Annotated in this window: 18 protein-coding genes; 9 read left to right on the top strand and 9 right to left on the bottom strand. The window is 55.8% G+C overall.

Translation table 11 applies throughout. From position 1 onward, the window contains the following. The first annotated feature begins 33 nt into the window (after window positions 1–33). A complete protein-coding gene (locus JJL52_RS04140) occupies window positions 34–2,349 on the top strand; it encodes a M20/M25/M40 family metallo-hydrolase (RefSeq protein ID WP_202051133.1) in 2,316 nt (771 codons plus the stop codon). 337 nt (window positions 2,350–2,686) lie between these two features. After that, the gene (locus JJL52_RS04135) at window positions 2,687–3,349 is read left to right on the top strand and encodes a lytic transglycosylase domain-containing protein (protein ID WP_202051132.1); all 663 of its coding nucleotides are present in this window, start codon (window positions 2,687–2,689) and stop codon (window positions 3,347–3,349) included. An 8-nt stretch (window positions 3,350–3,357) separates the two neighbouring features. Here the strand turns inward: JJL52_RS04135 and JJL52_RS04130 are convergent, their stop codons facing one another. Further along, a complete protein-coding gene (locus tag JJL52_RS04130; protein WP_202051131.1) occupies window positions 3,358–4,035 on the bottom strand; it encodes an esterase/lipase family protein in 678 nt (225 codons plus the stop codon). 345 nt (window positions 4,036–4,380) lie between these two features. Further along, window positions 4,381–4,887: a transcriptional repressor gene (locus tag JJL52_RS04125; RefSeq protein ID WP_202051130.1), complete on the bottom strand. Its 507-nt coding sequence runs from the start codon at window positions 4,885–4,887 to the stop codon at window positions 4,381–4,383. A 115-nt stretch (window positions 4,888–5,002) separates the two neighbouring features. On the opposite strand from JJL52_RS04125, the gene hemF reads away from it, so the two are divergent. Together hemF and JJL52_RS04115 are read left to right on the top strand one after the other, a co-directional pair. Beyond that, the gene (hemF, locus tag JJL52_RS04120; protein WP_202051129.1) at window positions 5,003–5,920 is read left to right on the top strand and encodes an oxygen-dependent coproporphyrinogen oxidase; all 918 of its coding nucleotides are present in this window, start codon (window positions 5,003–5,005) and stop codon (window positions 5,918–5,920) included. A gap of 159 nt (window positions 5,921–6,079) precedes the next feature. Next, the gene (locus tag JJL52_RS04115) at window positions 6,080–7,132 is read left to right on the top strand and encodes a GGDEF domain-containing protein (protein ID WP_202051128.1); all 1,053 of its coding nucleotides are present in this window, start codon (window positions 6,080–6,082) and stop codon (window positions 7,130–7,132) included. A gap of 29 nt (window positions 7,133–7,161) precedes the next feature. Here the strand turns inward: JJL52_RS04115 and JJL52_RS04110 are convergent, their stop codons facing one another. Continuing rightward, window positions 7,162–7,497, bottom strand: a complete 336-nt coding sequence (locus JJL52_RS04110; protein ID WP_202051127.1) for an ASCH domain-containing protein — start codon at window positions 7,495–7,497, stop codon at window positions 7,162–7,164. Window positions 7,498–7,612: 115 nt separating this feature from the next. Here JJL52_RS04110 and putA point away from each other — a divergent pair, with 115 nt between their 5' ends. After that, window positions 7,613–10,687: a bifunctional proline dehydrogenase/L-glutamate gamma-semialdehyde dehydrogenase PutA gene (putA, locus tag JJL52_RS04105; RefSeq protein ID WP_202051126.1), complete on the top strand. Its 3,075-nt coding sequence runs from the start codon at window positions 7,613–7,615 to the stop codon at window positions 10,685–10,687. Here putA and JJL52_RS04100 read toward each other — a convergent pair. After that, window positions 10,684–11,850: a PilT/PilU family type 4a pilus ATPase gene (locus JJL52_RS04100; protein ID WP_202051125.1), complete on the bottom strand. Its 1,167-nt coding sequence runs from the start codon at window positions 11,848–11,850 to the stop codon at window positions 10,684–10,686. The two genes, putA and JJL52_RS04100, sit on opposite strands and share 4 nt — an antisense overlap. Before the next feature lie 120 nt (window positions 11,851–11,970). On the opposite strand from JJL52_RS04100, the gene JJL52_RS04095 reads away from it, so the two are divergent. The 4 genes from JJL52_RS04095 (at window position 11,971) to JJL52_RS04080 (ending at window position 15,664) form a co-directional block, all read left to right on the top strand. Next, window positions 11,971–13,011 (top strand): tRNA (5-methylaminomethyl-2-thiouridylate)-methyltransferase, encoded by a 1,041-nt coding sequence (locus JJL52_RS04095; protein WP_202051124.1) that lies wholly within the window; start codon window positions 11,971–11,973, stop codon window positions 13,009–13,011. Beyond that, entirely contained in the window at window positions 13,008–13,244 is a 237-nt protein-coding gene (locus JJL52_RS04090; RefSeq protein ID WP_202051123.1) for a sulfurtransferase TusA family protein, read from the top strand. Before JJL52_RS04095 ends, JJL52_RS04090 begins: the two co-directional genes overlap by 4 nt. 236 nt (window positions 13,245–13,480) lie before the next feature. After that, a complete protein-coding gene (gene argJ / locus JJL52_RS04085; RefSeq protein ID WP_202051122.1) occupies window positions 13,481–14,695 on the top strand; it encodes a bifunctional glutamate N-acetyltransferase/amino-acid acetyltransferase ArgJ in 1,215 nt (404 codons plus the stop codon). An 18-nt stretch (window positions 14,696–14,713) separates the two neighbouring features. After that, entirely contained in the window at window positions 14,714–15,664 is a 951-nt protein-coding gene (locus JJL52_RS04080; protein WP_202051121.1) for a Nudix family hydrolase, read from the top strand. 14 nt (window positions 15,665–15,678) lie between these two features. On the opposite strand, the gene yacG is transcribed toward JJL52_RS04080, so the two are convergent. From yacG to JJL52_RS04055, 5 genes are read right to left on the bottom strand one after another with little or no spacing between them, the layout of a single operon-like run. Continuing rightward, the gene (yacG, locus tag JJL52_RS04075; protein WP_202051120.1) at window positions 15,679–15,882 is read right to left on the bottom strand and encodes a DNA gyrase inhibitor YacG; all 204 of its coding nucleotides are present in this window, start codon (window positions 15,880–15,882) and stop codon (window positions 15,679–15,681) included. After that, entirely contained in the window at window positions 15,882–16,652 is a 771-nt protein-coding gene (gene zapD / locus JJL52_RS04070) for a cell division protein ZapD (protein ID WP_202051119.1), read from the bottom strand. Before zapD ends, yacG begins: the two co-directional genes overlap by 1 nt. Continuing rightward, the gene (gene coaE / locus JJL52_RS04065) at window positions 16,630–17,262 is read right to left on the bottom strand and encodes a dephospho-CoA kinase (RefSeq protein ID WP_202051118.1); all 633 of its coding nucleotides are present in this window, start codon (window positions 17,260–17,262) and stop codon (window positions 16,630–16,632) included. Before coaE ends, zapD begins: the two co-directional genes overlap by 23 nt. Before the next feature lie 12 nt (window positions 17,263–17,274). Further along, complete coding sequence (locus tag JJL52_RS04060; RefSeq protein ID WP_202051117.1) at window positions 17,275–18,165, bottom strand: prepilin peptidase; 891 nt, start codon at window positions 18,163–18,165, stop codon at window positions 17,275–17,277. Window positions 18,166–18,217: 52 nt separating this feature from the next. After that, a complete protein-coding gene (locus JJL52_RS04055; RefSeq protein ID WP_202051116.1) occupies window positions 18,218–19,438 on the bottom strand; it encodes a type II secretion system F family protein in 1,221 nt (406 codons plus the stop codon). Window position 19,439 lies beyond the last annotated feature (1 nt).

The raw sequence follows: 19,439 nt of genomic DNA, 5'->3' as shown, positions 1-19,439 counted from the left end.
TTGACTTTCCTTCCATGCTTCTTCTCGTCCGACATGTACAAACGACCCGCCTTACAACAGGCTTTTGCTATCGTTCTGGCCTGGACTCTAGCGTTTTGGGCATGCAGCCGGATGCTGACTCCTCCGGGCATCCAACAGGAACCGGAAGCTTTCGCTTATTCGGCCGAACGTGCGCTTTCGCATGTGCGGCATATCGCGGCCGAACCGCATCCGGTCGGCTCCCCGGCGCATGCGGCGGTTGCCGTCTACCTGCTCGAACAAATCGCCGCTCTCGGCTATCGGGCCGAAATACAGGAAACGCTCGCTTCGGCACGGTTCTATTACCCGAAACCGTTCGTCAAAGCCGCTCGGATCAAAAACATCCTGGCGCGCGTAGCCGGAAAAGCCCATCGAGGCGCCGTGCTGATCGCGGGCCATTACGACTCGGCCGAAAACGCGCCGGGCGCCGCTGACGACGGCGCGGCGGTCGCCTCGATGCTGGAAGTCCTGCGGATCCTGAAACAGAGCCCTCCTCTCCAAAACGACCTGATCTTTTTATTTTCCGATGCCGAAGAATTGGGGCTTTTAGGCAGCCGGGCGTTCGTCGAGCGGCACCCGTGGGCGAAAGATTGCCGGATCGCGCTCAATTTCGAGGCGCGCGGCAACAAAGGGATGCTTTTGATGTTCGAGACCAGCGAACCCAACGCCCGGCTGGTCGAACATTATGCAGAGGCCGCGGTACAACCGTTCGCCTCGTCGCTGATGTTTTCGTTCTATAAAAAACTGCTGCACAACGACACCGACTTCACCGTGTTTCGGGAAGCCGGCATTCCCGGGATGAATTTCGCGTTCATCAAAGGCTGGACCGATTACCATACCCGGCTTGACAATCCGGAACGCCTGGACGTGCGCACCTTCGCTCTGCAGGGCCGGAACATGCTGCAGCTGGCCCGGCATTTCGCCGATGCCGATCTTTCCGTTCCAGGCCCAAAAGGCAGCCTCGGTTATTTCAACCTGCCTTTCGGCAAATTGTTCCTCTTTTCGCTGGACGATCATTTCCCGTTGCTGGCAACTGCCGTTCTCCTGATGTCGTTTTTACTGCTCGCAATCGCCGAAGCCGTCTATCGCCGGCGCAGGATCGGACATTATTTTCTGCAACCGGGCATTTTCCTGCTGCAGATCGGTTTGATCGCGCTCATCAATTATGCCTTCCATGCCGGCCTGATGCAGGTCTACGGAAATTATCGCCGGCTGCCGGAACCGTACAATGCGGAATGCTATTTTTTTGCGGCCTGCTGCCTCACCGCCGCTTCATTCATGCTGCTGCATGCGGGCCTGCGCCGATGGCTCAAGCTGCGCGAATATGCGGCGGCCGTGCTGTGCATCTGGCTCGCCGCCGGCATTTATCTGGCGCTGGAATTTCCGGGCGGCGTATTTTTTACCGCGGTTCCCGGCTTTATGATGGCCGTCGCCTGGACGCTCGGCCTGTTTCTGAGCGGCAGAAGCGTAACCCTCATCACCGGCCTCTGTTCGGCTGCCGTTTGGATCATTGTCGCACCGACGCTTTATCTGGCCCATCATGCCCTCGGCTTCCACGCCGACCGGCTGCTGATGCTCATCATTGCATCGGCGCTGGCATTGGTTTCCCCCGCCCTGGACCCGCTTTACCGTGCATTCGGCCGGAAGCTGCCGGCCCTATTCCTGACCGCGTCATTGATTTTATTGATCCGGGCAGACCGCCTTGCCGGTTTCAGTCCGGACCGGCCGCAGCCCGACAGCATCGTTTATGCGTGGGACAGCGTCTCGAACACGGCGCGCTGGTTCAGTTACGACTCCGAACCCGATGACTGGACCCGGCAATTTCTGGGCGCGAAGCCTGCAGTCAGCCGCGCGGGCATTTTCGAAGATTTCGTTCCTGCCGGACGCCTGCTCGTCCGGGAAACCGCTCCCGTCCGGCTCGCCGCGCCCAACGTCAGCATCGCGGAAGAACGTACCCGGGAGGAAAAAAACTATCTGGACATCCGTATTCGGTCGCGGCGCGATGCTCCGCTGATTCGCTTAAAGGCCCAAAACCTTAGTCAGGCGGTCCAAATTTATGCCGACAGTCAATTGATTTATCAAAAAGACGCTTCCGGCCCGCCAGTTGAATTTATCGAATTCCATGGGCTTCGCTCCAAAGAAGCCGAGTTTAGATTTGTGCTGCCGGCTGCTGAGCGAATGAAAACGCTGGAAATTATCGAAATTCGTCGCGATCTGGACGAAATTTGGCAGAAAAACTGGAAAATGCGTCCGGAAGATACGATTCCAATACGCTCATGGTCATCGTTGCCGGTGGATGCGGTGATTTTGCGCCGATTTTATCCTCTTTGAATATACGTTTGCCAGCGCCGACTCGTATCACCTAGTTAAAAAATAAATACTTAAAATTTAATGATTTGAAAAACAATTTTTATGCCAATTCTACACCATGATTGAAACCGCCCCTGCCTTTTTTAACCGCGCAAACAGGGCTCGAAAGTTTGCACCGGTCACCGTAATGCGATAAGCTGCCCCCGTCTTGAAAACCCGGCGAGTCTGTTATTGAAACTTATTTTTTCCTTATTTTTCCGGCAATTGTCATGACCTTTTGCCTGATATTGCCGTTCAATCCGGGGTCTGTCCAGCGGTGTGGCGCTGAAACGGCATCCTTAAAACCAAGAGGCCGAATATGCGAACTCAAATCTTGCTGAAGCGCGCTTACCACGATACCGTCACCATCCCGATGCTGTTTCTGATCGGCGCCGGTCTTACTCAACAACCTTCGCGGATCGTTGCGCCCACCTTAAAAATCGACGCAAACGACGTACATGAATTTCCGAAAGAAGCGGTCAGCATCGACCCGAATAATTTAAAAATCAGGGCTTTGTCAGGCTACATCAAAGAGCGCTTCAAAATTTCCGAAAGCAAGGCGGCAACGATCGTTTCCGAAGCGTTCCGGAACGGTTTGAAGCAAGGGCTGCAGCCCGAACTGATCCTGGCCGTAATCGCGGTCGAGTCGAAATTCAAGGAAAAGGCGGTCAGTCCGGCCGGCGCGCGTGGTCTAATGCAGGTTCTGGCCAAGGCTCATCCCAAAAAAGTCAAAAGGATCGGCGGCCTGCCCGCTTTGTACGATCCGCGTAAAAACATTTCGCTCGGCAGCCATATCCTGGCGCAGTACAAAGATGTCAGCAACGGCAATATCCGGCGCACCTTGCTGCGCTATAACGGGAGCTTGAGCAAAGGCTCGCGCTATCCCGACAAGGTGATGCGCATCTATAAACAGATGAAAACGACGGCCCGTCTGACCGAACAACTCCAGTTGGCGCAAGCCAACCGGACTACCGTTCAATAATAAGCGGCTTATTTGAAAAAGCGCCCCTGCTGTATGAAATGCAATGCTTGGCGGATGACCGAGTTGCGCCGCATAATGAAGGTGTGGGAATAAGGCAGCACGATAAAATCGCGCATTCCTTCGACCTGCGTTCGGCTGACCGCCACCTTGCCATCGTTCGGATCCTGGAACAGCAGCGACAGCCAAGGGTTGATCGTCCTGTCGCCGGCGATCACGCCGGCCTCGAAATCGACTTTGCCGAGCCGATTCGGCAGGCTGTCATGCCCTGTGCCGAGCTGTAGCCCGGCCGGACCGTTGAGCAGATAAAACAGCCGCCAGCCTCCCAGTTTATCGACAATCTCACTGCCCCCGTTCGGCGGCGCCAGCATCACTACCCGTCCCAGCTTTTCGATCGGCTCGACCGACAGGTAATAGCGGACCAGTATCCCACCCATCGAATGGGTCAGGAAATGGACCTTGCCGACTCCGGAGGCCTCGCATTCCCGCACTGCCCGCCCGATACACGCCAGCGCCAACGGCTCCACGGCCTGCCGGGTGGATGGATAGTCGAGATTCACGATTTTGTAACCGAAATCCGCCAGCAACCTAGCCGCCTTCTCCATACTGCGGCGGGTGCGTTTCAGTCCGTGCAGCAATACGATCGCTTCGGAATCTTTTTCAATCTCGGTCAAGAACATGTCTTTCATCGGCTTCTACCCGAATGATTCCATCAATCGGTCCCCTAGTTCCAGTTCGCAGCGAATTAGACCGCTTCTTTGCATGATCTGCATTTTTTCGGATTGAACCGGATCATCGCGCAAAAAATTGCCATCCCACCCTCACCAATACGGCCGTTTTGCCGAGCGCCTGATCGGAATAAAAACGGATCAGCCGGCCGGACACATTCAGCGACATAGAAGTGCTCGAAGTATGGATGATCGCGGGTAAGGTATCAAGACGGGGCGAGGAAAAAGCGCCGAACCGGGAACCGACCGGCGCCGCAGTAAAGGATGGCTTCGGGAAAGCCTTAAAAGCGGAGGCGAGTTTGCAATTTATCCCTGCGCATCCGTCTCTTTCGAGCACTTGGCGCAAATTCCATGAATTTCGATCGCTTTGCTGTGGGCGATGAAGCCGGCCTGGTCGATTTCGGACGACAGCGCGTCCATCACCGCGGGTGCGGAGCGCTCTTCGACTTCGTGACACTCTTTGCAGATCAGCAATAATTGCTCGTGCTGCTGGCCGGAATAATGGCAGCCGATAAACGCATTCAGGCTTTCGATCCGGTGGATCAGTCCCTGTTCGATCAAAAAATCGAGCGCCCGGTAAACCGTCGCCGGTTTGGCTTCCTGCTTCAAGGGCTTCAGGCGGTCCAGCAGCTCATACGCTTTGACCGCTTGGTGGCTTTCCCAGATCAGTTTCAAAACCTGCAGGCGGATCGGCGTCAATTGCACGCCGCGCACCACGCAAAGCTGCTCGGCGGTGTCCAGGGCGGCGCTGATGCATTTGGTATGGTCGTGTTTTGCCGAAGCATGGGCGGATGAGGAGGAAGACGAGCGCATGAGAAGGCGAATGAACTAACAAAGTTGTGATAATATAACATATTCGATAGATATTGTCCGCCTTCCGGAGACGAAGGCCCACCTGCCCTGATTCACCTCGCCCAGCGCAAAAAGCATGAAAACTCACCGAATTGAAGCCGTAAAAGACTATTTGCTAAACCTCCAGGATCGAATCTGCGCCGCGCTCGAACAGGAAGAGGACGGCGCCGCGCACTTTGTCGAAGATCTTTGGGAGCGTACCGAGGGCGGCGGAGGCAGAACGCGGGTCCTGGCAGGCGGTTCCGTTTTCGAACAGGGGGGCGTCAATTTCTCGCATGTCTCCGGCTTCAAACTGCCGCCGTCGGCCACGGCCAAACGCCCGGAATTGGCCGATCGGCAGTTTCAGGCAATGGGCGTCTCTTTGGTTATTCATCCAAACAATCCTTATGTACCGACCTCGCATGCGAATGTGCGTTTTTTAATTGCCGAAAAGGCCGGAGAACCTGATGTGTGGTGGTTCGGCGGCGGCTTCGATCTGACGCCCTTTTATCCGTTCCGGGAAGATGTGATCCATTGGCATCGGACCGCCAAAGCCGCCTGCGAGCCGTTCGGAGAAATGGTGTATCCCACTTATAAGAAATGGTGCGACGAGTATTTCTATCTGAAGCACCGCAACGAAACCCGCGGCGCCGGAGGGCTGTTTTTCGATGATCTGAATGAATGGGGTTTCGATCGTTCGTTCGCGTTCCTGCAAAGCGTCGGCAACCACTATCTCCCGGCCTATCTGCCGATCGTGCAGAAGCGTAAGTCTACACTTTACGGCGAGCGGGAGCGCGAATTTCAACTCTACCGGCGCGGGCGCTATGTCGAATTCAACCTGGTCTACGACCGGGGCACGCTGTTCGGCCTGCAGTCGGGCGGACGGACCGAATCGATTCTGATGTCGATGCCCCCGGTGGCGCACTGGCGCTACAATTGGCAGCCCGAACCGGGCAGCCGGGAAGCGGTACTTTACGACCAATATTTGAAGCCGCAAGACTGGCTGGAAAACTAACCTTATTATTTAAGGTTTATGACATTTTAAACTTGCACAAGGATTATAGGCAACTTAAGATAATCCCCACATTAACCCCATCATCCGAAATTCATCTGTTGGATGAGAGCTTCGCGTTTGTCATCGGCGAAGCTTTTTGGGAATAAAGGTAGAGGTGGCATGAACAGGATTGCGGGAAACGGTAGCCATAGCCGGCATAATTACCGTATTTTTATGGTGATCAATTCGGTCGGCTATATCGGCATTCTGGTTCATCTAGCCCTCATACCGATATTTTACGCCCTGGGCTTCCCCGAATTGTCCTTTTTGAACATCGCCAGTTCGATCCTTTGGATCAGCGCGTGGTTAATGAATCACCAAGACCGTTACAATACGGCCATCCTGTTGATGACGGTCGAAGTGATTTCACATACTCTGCTTGTCGTTCCGACGGTAGGCTGGCAAGCGGGTTTTCAGTATTACCTGTTCGCCGCCGTCCCGTTCACGTTGTTCAATAACCGATTCGAGGGAAAAGCGATCATATTTATCTCGGTCGCGCTTTGCATCGAATTTCTGCTGCTCAGCATCTATACCTCCAACCGTCCGCCCAGTCCCCTGCTTTCAGACAATCTAGTCAAACTGCTTGACCGCACCAATATCGTGATTGCATTCGCCGCACAGGGCGTGATCAGCTACTACTTCCGCCTGGCTTCGATCTACCTGGAACAGGAACTCGAAAAACAGGCTCATACCGATCCGTTGACCGGTTTGTACAATCGGCGCCGAATGCTCGACTTTCTGCTTCAACAAGGAAAATTGGCGGAGAGAGAGCAGACCGCTCTGTCAGTGGCGTTCGTCGACATCGACCATTTCAAAAAAATCAACGATAACTATGGGCATGAGACGGGCGACCAGATTCTCAGTGCGGTCGCCGAATTCGTCAAACGGCAGTTGCGCAAGGGCGATACGCTGGCCCGCTGGGGCGGAGAGGAATTCCTGCTGTTGTTGCCGCACACGGACCTTGACGGGGCCCGGGTGCTGGCCGAAAAAATCTGCGCAACAGTGGCGGAACACGTTTTCCAGATAGACGGTAAAGACTATTCGGTGACCCTGACGATCGGTCTTTGCGAACATCGAACGGAACACCCGATAGAGAAAAGCATCAAATTGGCGGATATTGCGCTCTATCGGGGTAAACAGGCCGGGCGCAACCGGGTGATGTGTTATTCCTGATCGTCAGCAAGACTGATAATACGCGTTCCTCACACTTCTACCAGTGCGGCGAAACTGTGCACCCAAACCAGACTGTCCGGATTCCATTCCATGCCGGGATGCATTCGAATGATCAACCCTTTGTAAGTTTCCAGGTCCGGAAACCCTTCCGCCCGGGCGTCCTGGTCGGTCAGATCGCCCAGCCGTTGGCGGACCAGATCGGTAATCACGAATGCCTGGCCGTCGAGGATAAAAGTTTCTCCCGGCCAGCCGTACACGCCGTCCCGGCGCTGCTGGGTTTTGGTGCCGGTTTTAGCGGCCTCGACAAGTTTCGGCTGGGTCACCAGCCGATCGATCGAACAGGTTTTTTTCGGATACATTTCCATGGGCTTTACTCTAAGGGTTGCAAGTTATGGGAAAACGTTTACATGATAGTCTGAATCAGAAATTTTTCATTCCGTCACGGCTTTCGAAATTCATGCCTGCCCGCTTCAACTCAAAATGAACGCTGATCCGTTACCTGCCCTGCGCGCCGCCATTGACGCAACTTATCTCGCCGATGAAGAACAGCTATCGGCGTCGCTTGTCGAAAGCTTAAAAAACTACGATCCATCCGTCTCCGCCCAATTGGCAGGCAAGCTCGTCGTTGCAGTCCGAACCGAAAGCGGCCGCCAATCCCTGGTCAATACGCTGCTGCATGAATATCAACTGAACACTCAAGAAGGTCTCGTGCTGATGGAGATTGCCGAAGCCTTGTTGCGTATACCCGATTCCGCCACTCAAGATATATTTTTGCGGGACAAATTAGGCTCGGTGGATTGGAGCCGGCATCGCACAACGCACGATACGCTGCTGGTCAAATTGCTGAATGGCGCCCTGTCGATAACCGGGAGGATCGAAGGTCTAGGGGACGACGACTGGCTGGGAAAACTGAGTGCGCCGTTGATCCGCACTGCGGTCAAACAAGGAATGCAGTTACTCGCGGACCAGTTCGTGTTCGATGAAACAATCGAAGGTGCCGTGGGTAAGCTGGCTGCAGAGTCCGGCGCACGCTATTCGTTCGACATGCTTGGGGAGGCGGCATTGACATCGGCGGATGCAGAGCATTACTTTGAAGCCTACCGGCAGGCGATCAAACAGCTGGCTGAAATTGCAGCGTTTAACAATCCTCTCGTAAATTCCGGCATATCGGTCAAATTGTCGGCGCTTTGCCCCCGCTACGAACCCCTGCAAAAACAGCGTGCGGTCGGCGAACTGAGCCGCAAGCTGCTCGATTTGAGCCGCGTGGCGTGTGCCGCAAACATCAATCTGACCGTCGATGCCGAAGAATCGGAACGGCTGGACCTGTCGCTGGATATTTTTGAGTGGGTATATGCCCAACCGGAGCTTCAGGGATGGGAGGGTTTCGGATTGGCCGTGCAGGCATATCAAAAACGCGCGCTGCCCGTGATTCACTGGCTGGCCGCGCTGTCTGAAAGGCACCGGCGCCGGATTCCGCTCAGGCTGGTCAAAGGGGCCTACTGGGACGGTGAAATCAAACGCGCACAAGAACTGGGGCTTGAAGGCTATCCGGTATTTACCCGCAAAAGCGCGACCGATGCCTCTTACCTGGCCTGCGCGGAAGCGATGCTTGCGCATCCCGAAGCATTTTACCCGCAATTCGCGACTCATAACGCCCATACCGCCGCCGCGATCCTGACGATGGCGAAACCGGATGCAGATTTCGAATTTCAGCGGCTGCATGGGATGGGTGAAGCGTTTTACGCGGAACTGGCGAAAGATCACTCGCAGGCCTGCCGGGTTTATGCGCCGGTCGGCAATTTCGACGACCTGCTGCCGTATCTGGTCCGGCGCCTGCTCGAAAACGGAGCCAATACCTCATTCCTGAACCGGGTCGAAAATCCCTCGATCAGCTTGGAGCAAATCATCGAGGATCCGATCGTTAAATTGCGGGAGGCGCCTGTGCGGATAGTTCGGCCGGCCGATCTTTTCGGCCCGGAACGCCTGAATTCGGCCGGGACCAACCTGAGCACTCCCCGCATCGCAGACGGCCTGCAGGCCGAACTCGACGCACTGGCCGAACGCAAATGGCAGGCGCATCCATTGATCGACGGCAGGCCCGGCCATGGCTCCAAACAGCCGGTATTCAATCCCTGCGATCGACACCTGCAAATCGGCGAAATAACTTATGCGGACCCGGAAACGGTCGGCAAGGCCGCTTCTTCCGCCTTACAGGCTTTTTCGGAGTGGCGGCGGGTTCCGGTCGCCGAACGCACCGCCTATCTGAACCGAGCGGCCGGACTGTTGGAAGCGCACCGGCTTGAACTGGTTTCGCTGTGCGTCCGCGAGGGTGGCCGCACGATCCGGGACGCGCTGGCCGAAGTGCGCGAGGCGGTCGATTTTTGCCGCTATTATGCGGCCGAAGCCGGCAAACTGTTCGGAAAGCCGACGCGGATGCCGGGGCCCACCGGCGAAGAAAACTACCTGTCGCAAACCGGGCGCGGCGCGGTGGTCTGCATCAGTCCGTGGAACTTCCCGATCGCCATTTTTCTCGGCCAGGTCGCCGGGGCGCTGGCCGCAGGCAATACGGTCATCGCCAAGCCTGCCGCCCAGACCTCCTTGACTGCGATGCGCTGCATCCAGGTGATGCACCAGGCCGGCATCCCGGCCGAAGTTCTGCAATTTCTGCCTGCCGAGGGCGGCCTGATCGGCAGTCATTTATTGACCGTTCCGGGTCTGGGCGGCGTCGTATTTACCGGCTCCACCGCTACCGCACGCTCGATTAACCGGACGCTTGCACAGCATCAACCTGCAATCGTGCCGCTGATCGCCGAAACCGGCGGCCAGAACGCGATGATCGCGGACAGTTCGGCGCATATCGAGCAGCTGGTGATGGACGCGGCCCTTTCGGCTTTCAACAGCGCAGGGCAGCGCTGTTCCGCGTTACGGGTCCTGTATGTGCAGGAAGAAATCGCGGACCGCGTGATCGAGCTTTTGAGCGGCGCGATGCGGGAGTTGAATATCGGCGATCCCGGACTTTTGGCGACCGACATCGGACCGGTGATCAATGCCCAGGCCGCAAATCAGCTGGCGAGTCATGTCGAAAACATGCGGAGTCAGGCGAAGATTCTTTATCGGATGCCTTTATCCCCTGAATTGAAACATGGCAGCTTCTTTCCGCCGACGCTGATCGAAATCGACCAGATAGGCCAGCTCGAACAGGAAATTTTCGGTCCCATATTGCATCTGGTACGCTATCGCGCGAATAAATTAGCCGAAGTCATCGAGCAGATCAACGGAATCGGCTACGGTCTGACCCTGGGCATACAGAGCCGGATCCAAAGCCATATCCGGTTCATCGTCGAGCGGGCACGCGTCGGCAATATCTACATCAATCGAAACATGATCGGCGCGGTGGTCGGCGTACAGCCGTTCGGGGGGATGGGATTGTCCGGAACCGGACCGAAAGCCGGCGGTCCGGATTATCTGCGCCGCCTGGCTTCCGAACAGACGGTCACGATCAACAGCGCGGCGATCGGGGGGAATGCGGCGCTGTTGTCCGAAGCCTTGTTTTAGGTTCCCTCTTCTTCCTCTTCTTCTTTCTGAATCGCCTGCAGCGACAAGGAACCAAGCCCGCCGTCTTGAGCCGCATCGCCGGTTTTGGCCGCAGCCGAGCCCTTGCCTTCGCTCAGATTGATCTTCAGTTTCAGGTTGTTCGGGGAATCGGAATTCTGCAGCGCTTCCTCGAGCGAAATCACGCCCGACTTGTAAAGGCGCAGCAAGTGGCTGTCGAAGGTCTGCATTCCGACATTTTCGGATTTCTCCATCGCTTCCTTGATGCTGTGGATATCGCCTTTCTGAATCAGGTCGCGGACCAGTTGCGTGCCGAGCAGAATCTCGATCGCGGCGGTGCGCTTGCCGTCGACCGTCGGCACCAGGCGCTGGGAAACGAACGCTTTCAAATTCAGCGACAGATCGAGCAGCAACTGATTCCGGCGCTCTTCGGGGAAGAAATTGATGATCCGGTCCAGTGCCTGATTCGCGTTGTTCGCATGCAGCGTGGACAGGCAGAGATGACCGGTTTCGGCAAACGCCAGCGCGTGCTCCATCGTTTCCTGGCTACGGATTTCACCGATCAGGATCACGTCGGGCGCCTGCCGCAGCGTGTTCTTCAGCGCGTCCTCATAACTCAGCGTGTCGACGCCGACCTCGCGCTGGTTGACCAGCGATTTCTTGTGCGGATGGATGTATTCGATCGGGTCCTCGATCGTGATGATATGGCCCGACGAATTGGCGTTGCGGTGGTCGATCAGCGCGGCCAAGGAGGTCGATTTTCCGGAACCGGTGCCGCCGACGAACAGAATCAGGCCGCGCTTTTCCATGATCACTTTTTTCAATATCTCCGGCAGGCCCAGTTTGTCCGCATTCGGAATGTCGACCTTGATGTTCCGGATCACCAACGCGAAGCTGTTACGCTGCTTAAAAATATTGACCCGGAAACGGCCGATGCCCGGCTCCGAGAGCGCCAGATTTAGTTCGGGCTGATGTTCGAAGGCTTTTTGCTGATCCTCGTCCATCAGGCCGTAGGCGATTTCCTTGAGCCGCTCCTTGGTCAATTTGATGTTTTCGAGCGGCTTCAATGTACCCTGAAATTTGGCCGCAGGCGGCGCATCGACCGTCAGGTAAAGATCGGAGCCGTCGTGCTGCACCAGAATTTTTAAATAATCTTTGAATTCCATAATCGCTTAATCCGCTAACAGTGAGATATAACCTGGATTCAGTTTAGGATAAGCCGTAGAGAAGTGAAGCCAACTTGAAAAATTACCGGTTATAATAGCCGCTTTTTTGATTTACCCGAGATGAACACACAACGCAAAGCCGTCGCGCTGATTTCCGGCGGCCTGGATTCGATGCTGGCTGCAAAAACGGTGATGGACCAGGGCATCCATGTCGAAGGCATCAATTTTTTCACCGGTTTTTGCGTGGAAGGCCATACCCATGCGATCCGCGAAAAAGACCGCGCCAAACCGAAGCGCAATAATTCGCTCTGGGTGGCCGAGCAGCTCGGCATCAAGCTGCACATCATCGACGTGATCGAAGAGTACAAAAACGTGCTGATCAACCCGAAGCACGGCTACGGCGCGCATTTGAACCCCTGCCTGGACTGCAAGATCTTCATGGTGAACAAGGCCAAGCAGTGGATTGCCGAAAACGGCTTCGACTTCATCATCACCGGCGAGGTGATCGGCCAGCGGCCGATGTCGCAGCGCAAGGATACGATGCCGGTCGTGGCCAGGGAATCGGGCGCCGACGATCTGCTGCTCCGGCCCCTGTGCGCAAGAAACTTGACGCCGACGTTGCCCGAGCGCGAGGGCTGGATCGACCGCGAGAAACTGCACGACTTCAGCGGACGTTCGCGCAAACCGCAAATGGAAATGGCCGAACGCTACGGCTTTCACGAGTATTCGCAGCCGGCCGGCGGCTGCTGCTTTTTAACCGACAAAAATTATTCGGCCAAGCTGGCCGATCTATGGCAGGCGCACGGCCACAAGGATTACGAGCTCGACGACGTGATGCTGCTGAAAGTCGGCCGCCACATCCGCCCTGCCCCCCATTTCAAACTGATCGTCGCGCGCGAGGAAGGCGAAGGCCGGTTCCTGCAAGGCTATCGGAAAGAATTCGTCAGCATGGCGGCCACCAGCCATAACGGCCCCTTGGTATTGATCGACGGCTCGCCTTCCGCGGAAGATCTGTATCTCGCGGCCGGCATTACCGCACGCTACGGCCAGGGCCGCGAAGCCGAACAGGTCGACGTGAAGATCACGGACAAGGACGGCTTGGAACGGACGCTCCGGGTCAAACCGCTAGCGAAAGAACTGCCCCAGGAATGGTACATATGAACCGGGAAATCCTGAACGCGCGGCGGCTGTTATGCCCGCTGCCGGTGATCCGCACCCAGAACAAGATCAAAGAAATGCGTCCCGGCGCCCATTTGGAAGTCATCTGCACCGACCCCGGCGTGATGCAGGATATTCCGGCCTGGTGCCGCATTCACGGCCATACCGTGCTTGAAACGCACAGCGGCAATCACGAATATGTAATCCTAATCGAAGTCGGCGGGCAGAACGGATAAGCCGCACTGCGCTCCCGCTCTGGAACGCTCATTGTTATAGTCCTGCAAAACTCAAGCAGTGGCGTTCAAAGCTAGCTTTGAACGCCGTATTCAGGAGTAATGCAAAGCAAGCTTCGGACTCCTGCCGGTCCGTTTATCGGAGCAGGCTACCCAATGTGTATAACAACGAGCGCCGGAACGTGGGAGCCGAGCCAAACACTCAATGTTTTTTTATTTTTATTGACGAGGAACTCACCATGGCGGTAGGTCGCTGCGATTTTCCGAACATGCCGGAAATTCCGGGCATTCGTTTGGGCACCGTGTGTGCCGGCATCAAGCAAAGCGTCCGGGACGATCTTTTGGTATTCGAAATGGCCGAGCACGGCAGCTGCGCGGCCGTCTTTACCCAGAATGCCTTCTGCGCCGCCCCTGTGCTGGTCGCCAGAAAACACTTGGCGGCCGCACCGCGCTGGCTGCTGATCAATTCGGGCAACGCCAACGCAGGCACCGGCAAACAAGGGCTCCAGGATGCGTTCACGACATGCGAAGAGCTGGCACGGCTGACCGGCGGCTCGACCGAACAGGTGCTGCCCTTTTCAACAGGCGTAATCGGCATGCCGCTGCCGATCGACAAGATCGGCACTGCGCTTCCCGAAGCCGTGCGCAATCTGGCTCCCGGCCACTGGGACAAGGCCGCCCGCGCGATCATGACAACCGATACGTTTCCGAAAGGCGTTACGAAAACGATCGAACTCGACGGCCGGACGGTCACTTTCAACGGCATCGCCAAAGGCGCCGGCATGATCCAGCCGAACATGGCGACGATGCTTTCGTTCGTCGCTACCGATGCGAAGATCGGCCGCGACTTATTGCAGCAATGTCTGGCGCGCGCCGCCGAACTGTCCTTCAACCGGATCACCGTCGACGGCGACACTTCGACCAACGACGCGCTGGTCGTGATGGCCAGCGGGCTTTCGGAGGCGCCGGAAATCCTGCCGGACTCCGAACATTACGTCCGCTTCGCCGATACGTTGCTGGATGTCTGCAAAAGCCTGGCCGAAGCGATCGTGCGGGATGGCGAAGGCGCGACCAAGCTGATGAGGATCGTGGTCGAAGAAGCGCAAAGTGACGAAGAAGCGGTCCGCGTCGCGAAAACGATCGCGCACTCGCCGCTGGTCAAAACCGCATTTTTTGCGAGCGACCCGAACTGGGGACGGATTCTGGCCGCGGTCGGGCGCGCCGGCGTAGACGACATGGTGCTGGAAAATATCCGGATATTCCTGGACGACGTCTGCATCGTCCGGGAAGGCGGGCGCGCCGACGACTATACCGAAGAAGCGGGCCAGGAAGTAATGGACCGCGAGGAAATCCGCGTAACGGTCAAACTGGGCCGGGGCGATGCCCGCCAGGAAGTCTTGACCTGCGATTTTTCCTACGACTACGTCAAGATCAACGCGGAATACCGAACCTGATCCGGACCGGAAACCCAGGTGAATCATTTTCGAAAGGCAGCGCAAAAATTCCTGCAGGTCGCGGCCGGCGTAATCAAAAGCGCGGACGGCAGGATATTGATCGCCCGCCGCGATGAATCGCTGCATCAGGGCGGACTCTGGGAGTTCCCGGGCGGCAAGATCGAAGCCGGAGAAACGCCGGAGCAGGCTTTAGCCAGGGAACTCAAGGAAGAACTGGATATCGACACCCTTTCTGCAGCCCGGCTAATAACGATCCATCACCGTTATCCCGACCGGGACGTTACCCTGCGGGTCTTTCTGGTCGAGCGCTTTTCCGGCACGGCAAGGGGGTGTCAAGGGCAGCCGATTCGCTGGGTCGAACCGAGCGAATTGAATCAGTTCGCCTTTCCGGCCGCCAACCGGCCGATCATCGCCGCCGCCCAGCTTCCGCCTTTTTATGCGATCCTCGACGACCAAATCAGCGGCGACCTGATGGAGGATTTGCATAAACTTCTGGCGCAAGACATCAGGCTGATCCAGGCGCGTCTGAAAACTTCTTCACGCGACCGGATTGACGAATTCCTGGCAATCGCCTCTCCGCTATGCTCGAAACACGGTGCCGCGCTGCTGATCAATTCCACCGCGAATTACGGTCAGCATCGGGTTCGCGGTCTGCACCTGACCGCCCGCGACTTGCTCGCTTTAAGCGAACGGCCTTCCGGCTACCGCTGGATCGGCGCCTCGTGCCATAATCTGCAAGAACTCGAACATGCCCGGAAGATCGGTGCCGATTTCGCGGTTCTGGCCCCCGTGCTGCCGACCCTTACCCACCCCGAAACGCCTGCATTGGGATGGGAACGTTTTGCCGCGCTCGCCGAAGGGAGCAATATCCCAGTGTATGCGTTGGGCGGTTTGACGAAAAAAGATTTAAGTGCCGCCCGCGATGCCGGCGCACAGGGCATTGCCGGCATCAGGACGTTTCTCGGCTAACGGCAGGCAACGGATCAGTGATACGGAAAACCGTCTTCCGTGTCGCCCGAATCGGGAAGATCTTCGGAAATCCGGTTTTCTTCGGCCGCCCAGGCGCCGAGATCGATCAATTTGCAGCGTTCGGAGCAGAACGGCCGGAACGGATAGTCCGCCGTCCATTCCACCGGACGTTGGCAGACGGGGCATTTGACTTTCAATGCAGCCTGTTTCTCCGGCATTAAAATTGACAGCAGGATAAGGTGAAAGGTACGTCGTCGCTGCTTTGCAGGGGGCGTTTTTCGTCGTGGGAAGGCACCATGAAGCGCACGGTGCAGCGGTGCTTGCCGCCGCTGATTTCGGCAAAATAGCGCAACGATTTGTCCAGGCTGACTTTTACCAGCTGATAAGGCTGGCTGCGGTCCAGGGAAATCTGAAAAAAGCCCGCTTTGGCGATTTCCCGGGTTTCGTCGCTGCTGTTGCGGATCAGGTTCAGGATCAGATCGATCGCGTTTCTGATATCGTTGAAAGGGCTGCTCCATTGCTGGAGATCCTTCAGCCGGATCGGCTCCTCCTGCTCCAGCCAATAATGAAACTCCGGCAGATCGAAAGAACAGGTACCGCCGGGGATCGAGCTTCTCTGGGCGATGCTTTGGAACAAATCGCTTTCCATCACATGAATTCCGATCTTGCCGCTTGACGCGTAAAGTTTCTTGCTGGTTTGACTCACCTCGCCGAGCAATTGATTCAGTTTTTCCGAGTCTACCCCCTGACTGTGTGCAAGCTTATTCAGGGCTTTGCTATTGCGGTCCAGTTCTTTTAGCAGTTCCGATTTCAAATCGTTGCGGCTGAAAATCGTCATGATGTCGAGCAATACGTTCAGCGCAGCGCGTTTGTCCCAAACGGAGGCTCCGTTTAGAAAATGATTGAATTGTTTGAAAAGTTGTTCCAGCCTAATGAAAACCCGGATGCGTTCGTTGAGAGGAAATTCATAAGTGATTTTGTTGGTCACAGGTAAGTTTATGCTGACAGGGACTTAAAGAAAGGTATAAATTGTGCAGTTTTTTGACTTGTTCTGCAAGTGGATTGTCAGCCTGTGAGTTGTCCAAGAGGTCGTCTGCATGCTTTCGCCGATAGTCCCGTGAAACCTGGCTGTCGATGATCGCACGGATGACTTTGAGGTCTAACTTGTCTCGTCTGCTGACGCGTTCGATCTGGAGTTCGAGCGGGCAATCGACCACCAGGATCCGGTCGACGAACGGTTCCAGCTTGGATTCAAACAACAATGGGATGCTCAGAATGCAATAGGGGACATCGAGCCGTTCGGCTTTCGCGGCCAAGGCAGCCAGAATCATAGGATGCAGGATCGCTTCGAGCTGCTGTTTTTTGCCGGCATCGGCAAAAATGAGTTTTTTCAATTGCAGGCGATTCAGGGAACCGTCCGGGTTAAAGACTTGCATGCCGAATGCCTCGCGAATCCGATCCAGCGCGGGTTGCCCTTTTTCGGTCAATTCGCGGGCGGCCTGATCGGCATCCAGGATCGGAACGCCCCTCTCCGCAAACAGATTGGAAACCGTCGTTTTGCCGCAGCCGATCCCGCCTGTCAGGCCCACTTTCAGCATCGGTCAAAACGCTCAAAAGCCGATCGAGGCAAGATAAAGCCGATTGATCGATTCTCCCCAGAGCAGCGCAATCCAGCCGGCGATCGCCAGATAGGGTCCGAAAGGGATGGGTACGGAATGGTCGCGCTTGACGAAAACGATCGAGGCAATCCCTAAAACCGCTCCGGTCAGGGTGGACAGCAAAACGATCAACGGCAGGCTCTGCCATCCAAGCCAGGCACCGAAGAGCGCCAGCAACTTGAAATCTCCAAAGCCCATCCCTTCTTTGCCGGTAGCCAGCTTGAACAACTGGTATACGAGCCAGAGCGAACCATAGCCGGCTGCCGCGCCGATAATGCTGGAATGCGCATCGGTGAAAACCCCGCCCAAACTCAGGATCAGCCCGATCCAGAGCATCGGCAGGGTAATCGAGTCGGGCAGCAGATGATGGTCGATGTCGACAAAGGTCAAGGCGATCAACGACCAGGTCAGCAGCAGCGCGAACAGGGTTTGCAGGGTATAGCCGAAATGCCATGCGACTGCTGCGGAAAGCACCGCAGTCAACAGTTCGATCGCGGGATAACGGCCGGAAATCCGGGCGCCGCAGTGCGCGCATTTACCCTTTAAAAACAGGTAGCTTAATACCGGAATATTTTGATAAGGCTTGATCGGCGCCTTACAGGACGGACAGCGCGATAAGGGCAGCACCAAATTGAAAGGCTCTTCTTCGGTTAAAGGGAGAGGACGACCGCTTTGCGGAAGCGGTACAGCCTCCGGCGCCAGCTCCAGAAATTCGATGCATTCCTTGCGCCAGCCTCCGTACATCATGATCGGCAGGCGATAGATCACCACGTTTAAAAAACTGCCGACCATCAATCCGACCACAAAAACGATGTAAGGCAAAAAATCGCTCAGAACAGTCATGTAATTAAAAATATCCTTGATTGACGGGAATAAGCGCGCATCCAGCCGAATTTTAGCCTACGGCGGCACCGAGTTTGAAAATAGGCAGATACATCGCGATCAACAGGCTGCCGACCATAATGCCGAGGATAGCCATGATCAACGGCTCCATTAGGCTGCTCAAATTGTCGATTAAATTGTCGACCTCTTCTTCGTAAAAATCCGCGACCTTGGCAAGCATCGCGTCCATTGAACCGGACTCTTCGCCGATCGCAACCATTTGCTGGACCATATGCGGAAACAGATTACTCTGCTGCATCGCAAACTGCAGCCGCTGCCCGGTCGCGACCTCTTCGCGCATTTTCAGGACCACGTCGGCATAGACTATGTTACCACAAGCGCCGGCAACCGATTCCAGCGCTTCGACGAGCGGCACCCCGGCAGCCGACATTGTGGACAAGGTTCTGGCAAAACGCGCGATTGAGGATTTATTCAAAATCATCCCCACCACAGGCACCTTCAGCAAGATTCTGTCCAGCGCGTGATTAAACGCATAGGACCGTTTCTTGAAATAAGAAAAGGTATAAACAACGCCGCCGATCGATCCGAACAAGATCCACCACCAGCTTCTCATCCATTTCGACATGTTGATGAACATTTGCGTAAAAGCCGGCAAATCCGCGCCGAAGCTTTGAAACAACTCCTCGAACACCGGCACGACGAACATCAATAGAATCACGGTCACGATCACGGCGACAATGATTACCGCCACAGGATAGGTCAGCGCTTTCTTGATCTTCTTCTTGATCGACTCGGTTTTTTCCTTATAGGTCGCAATTTTGTCGAGCAGAGCCTCTAAAACCCCTGCCTGTTCGCCAGCCTCGACCAGATTGCAGAACAATTCGTCGAAATAGATCGAATGTTCGCGCAAAGACTGCGCCAGCGTGTTGCCGCCTTCAATACTGGCCTTGATCGACAACAGCATGGTCTGCATGCTCGGGTTCTCGTGGCCCTTGCCGATAATATCGAAAGACTGGACCAAAGGAACGCCGGCCTGAAGCATGGTCGCCAGTTGCCGTGCAAAGACCGCGATATCGCCGGCGGTGATTTTCTGTACCTTTTTAAATAAGGGTTTCGGTTTTTTTCTGATTCGAACGACGCGGAATCCCTGCCTTTTCAGGTCGGCTTTGGCAATTGTCTCGCTGAGCGCCGAGATAGGACGATTCTTGATTTTATTGCCGGCCTTGTCGACCCCGTCCCAGATAAAATCGATTTGTTCAGCTTGTTGTGCCATG

This window comes from Candidatus Methylomicrobium oryzae, assembly GCF_016745425.1.
Taxonomy (GTDB): Bacteria; Pseudomonadota; Gammaproteobacteria; order Methylococcales; family Methylomonadaceae; genus Methylomicrobium; species Methylomicrobium oryzae.
Note: the sequence above shows the minus strand (reverse complement) of the source record. Positions and strands in the feature narration are given on the sequence as shown.